Annotated in this window: 1 protein-coding gene; it reads right to left on the reverse strand. The window is 57.1% G+C overall.

Annotation, left to right across the window (positions count from 1 at the left end):
* Window positions 1-761, reverse strand: a 761-nt coding sequence (locus HMPREF3227_RS10690; RefSeq protein ID WP_156452992.1) for a hypothetical protein, incomplete at its 3' end; no start/stop codon positions are given.
* Window positions 762-907 lie beyond the last annotated feature (146 nt).

Below are 907 nucleotides of genomic sequence, written 5' to 3' on the forward strand. Positions count from 1 at the left end.
TCCAACGTGACCACACCGTGTTCGGGAAGATACGCCATGGATTCACCTTCCGGCTTGAACACGTTGACCACCACGGTTGTCTTCGAGCCGTTCAGGATGAGGTCGACCATGGCCTTGGTAAACGAGCAATTATTGGCGTTGGCGTACTTGCGGATGTGCTCATGGATAGCCTCGGCGTCGACCCCATCCATCCGCACGTTAAGGAATGAGTTCTGGCCGCGGTGGTCCATGCGGTAGCGCGTGCCGTCGTCCTCGCAGTCCTCCGGGGTATCGCGCGTGAGGTCGTAGTACTGGTACAAGATTTCGCGGATGACCTTGCGCACACGTGCAGTATCCGGCAACACTTGATTCTTCCGGGTTGGGGTAAACAACCGCACGAGTGCGTCATCGATGAGATGAAACAGATGGTCCTCGACGCCGATGAGCATCTGGCCAATCACCACGAGACGGTTGTCATCGAGATACCAGCCGCGCTCATGATGGGCGGCGAGCTTGGGCAGTGAGGCCATGCGGGCCACCCCGTGGTAGAGCTTCTCAGCGCGGTCGCGTGAGACATCGAGATTGCGGGCGAGGGTGGAAAAGGCGATGTCGACATCATCGCCGGGGGTGGGTAGGACGCGGTGGATGGCCTTCCAGAAGAATTCGTTGCGGATGGCGACGTATTCTCCCAAGGGGCCAGCGGGATTCAAGGGGGCGAAGTAGGGGCCGGTGGGTTCGGTTGGTGGTGGTGGGTTGGTGGTGTTATCGGGAGGAGTGGTCATGTGGGCTACCCCTGTCGGTGAGTGAGAGTGTGAAGTAATGGTTTAGATAGAGTGTTCCAATTCTTACGTTCACAAGCTTACCTACCCCCAGATGTGTTCGTCAATAGTTTCGAATACTCAAATAGGCAAACAAAAAAGCCCACCCA

The sequence above is a fragment of the Corynebacterium sp. CMW7794 genome (genome assembly GCF_001563605.1).
Taxonomy (GTDB): Bacteria; Actinomycetota; Actinomycetes; order Mycobacteriales; family Mycobacteriaceae; genus Corynebacterium; species Corynebacterium phoceense.